This window comes from Methylobacterium sp., assembly GCF_019750675.1.
GTDB lineage: Bacteria > Pseudomonadota > Alphaproteobacteria > Rhizobiales > Beijerinckiaceae > Methylobacterium.
On sequence record NZ_JAIEOF010000402.1, the window covers coordinates 1 to 1,706 of the forward strand.

Below are 1,706 nucleotides of genomic sequence, written 5' to 3' on the forward strand. Positions count from 1 at the left end.
GCCATCGCCTTCGCGGATGGCGGCCTGCCCAACACCTTCGTGCCGGGACGCAACCTGCTGTTCCTCACCTTCGCGGCCGCCCTCGCCTATCGCCGCTCCCTGACCCACATCGTCGGGGGCATGTGTGAGACGGATTATTCGGGCTACCCGGATTGCCGGGACGACACCATCAAGGCGCTGCAGGTGGCACTGAACCTCGGGATGGACCGCCGCTTCGTCCTGCACACGCCGCTGATGTGGATCGACAAGGCCGAGACCTGGCGGCTGGCGCAGGATCTCGGCGGGCAGGCCCTGGTGGACCTCATCGTGGAGGACAGCCACACCTGCTACCTCGGCACGCGCGGCGACCGCCACCCCTGGGGCCACGGCTGCGGCCAATGCCCGGCCTGCGACCTGCGCGCCAAGGGCTTTGCTAAGTTCACCCGCACGGACGCGACGACGGCAAGCTGAGCACCTCACCGCGTTGCCGGTCCCGCCGAGTCGTCTGTGCGACGCGATGGCAGCGCGTCGCGCTCCACCCGGAGGAAGTCGATCAGGCGCTCCACGAGGCGCCCCGGCGGGCGGGCCGCCGGGCGAATCAGCCGGGTCTCGATCGCGAGGGCCGGCCGGAACGGACGCAGCACGATCGGCAGGCCGGTGAGTTCCGCGGCCGGAACCGGATCGACGATGGCGAGACCAAGGCCGGCGGCGACGAGGCCGCAGCGCGCTGCCGTGTACTGGGCCATCAGGGGAAAGCGCGGCACGCATCCGGCTTCCGCGAACCGCGCCTCGACGGCCTCCTGGAACAGGCCCGGGCCGCCGGCGACCAGGCTCTCGCCGGCCAGATCCGCCACGCCGATGGCGCGTCGGCGCGCCAGGGGGTGCCGGCGCGGCAGGACGACCACCGCATCGACCGTGAGGAAACGCTCGGCCGTCACCCCCGCATGGCCGGTACGCGGGCGGGCGAGACCGAGGTCGCACCGCCCCGAGGCCGTCCAGGCCCAGATCTCGTCCGGGCTCGGCACATGGACGGCGATGCGGGCGCCCGGATGTTCGGCGACGAGGCGCTGGATCGCCCGAGGCAACAGGTGCGAGGCCAGGGAGGGCTGGCAGGCGATGCGTAACGGACCCGTGCCGAGTTCGCGGATCTGCCGGGCGGCGTGGCGGAGGTGGTCGAGGCCCGCATAGCTGCGCTCGACCTCGCGGGCGAAGGCCTCACCCTCCGGCGTCGGCCGGGCGGTGCCGTGTCCGCGTACGAACAGGGAGAGGCCGGTCTCCGCCTCGAGCTGGGCCATCGCCCGGCTGATATGCGGCTGGCCGATCCCCAGGGCCTCGGCGGCCCGGGTCATCCCGCCGTGGCGCATCACCGCGCGGAAGAGATCGAGATGCGCCGGATTGATCATGCCTTGTCTGGATGGATACGCGCCGATCCGTCATTTGACGACATGGCTCCGGGATGGTTGTCAAGGCGCCCGCGTCCGGCGCTTCGCCACCGTTCAGGTCCCTGGCCCATGCTCAACCTCCTGCTTCCCGTGGCCCTCTCCGTCATGGCGGGGGCCAGCATCGTGGTTCAGCAGGCACTGATCGCGAATTTGCGGATCGCCCTGAACTCCTCCGCCTGGGCGGGCTTCGCGAGCTACTTCGTCGGACTGCTGTCCATGGTGGTGCTGGCCCTGGCCCTGCGCGATCCGTTGCCGGCGGCGAGCCTGACCGCGCGCATCCCCTGG

At 71.5% G+C, this 1,706-nt stretch carries 3 protein-coding genes; 2 read left to right on the forward strand and 1 reads right to left on the reverse strand.

The features are described from left to right. On the forward strand, positions 1 to 450 hold a 450-nt coding region (locus K2X24_RS21130), incomplete at its 5' end, for a 7-cyano-7-deazaguanine synthase (protein ID WP_292500799.1). A gap of 5 nt (positions 451 to 455) precedes the next feature. Here K2X24_RS21130 and K2X24_RS21135 read toward each other — a convergent pair. Next, a complete protein-coding gene (locus tag K2X24_RS21135; RefSeq protein ID WP_292500802.1) occupies positions 456 to 1,382 on the reverse strand; it encodes a LysR family transcriptional regulator in 927 nt (308 codons plus the stop codon). Positions 1,383 to 1,490: 108 nt separating this feature from the next. On the opposite strand from K2X24_RS21135, the gene K2X24_RS21140 reads away from it, so the two are divergent. After that, a partial coding sequence (locus tag K2X24_RS21140; protein WP_292500804.1) for a DMT family transporter occupies positions 1,491 to 1,706 on the forward strand: 216 nt, incomplete at its 3' end.

Excerpts from the sequence above, each read along its gene's own strand:
- K2X24_RS21135 (WP_292500802.1), bottom strand. The coding sequence starts at position 1,382 with ATGATCAATCCGGCGCATCTCGATCTCTTCCGCGCGGTGATGCGCCAC.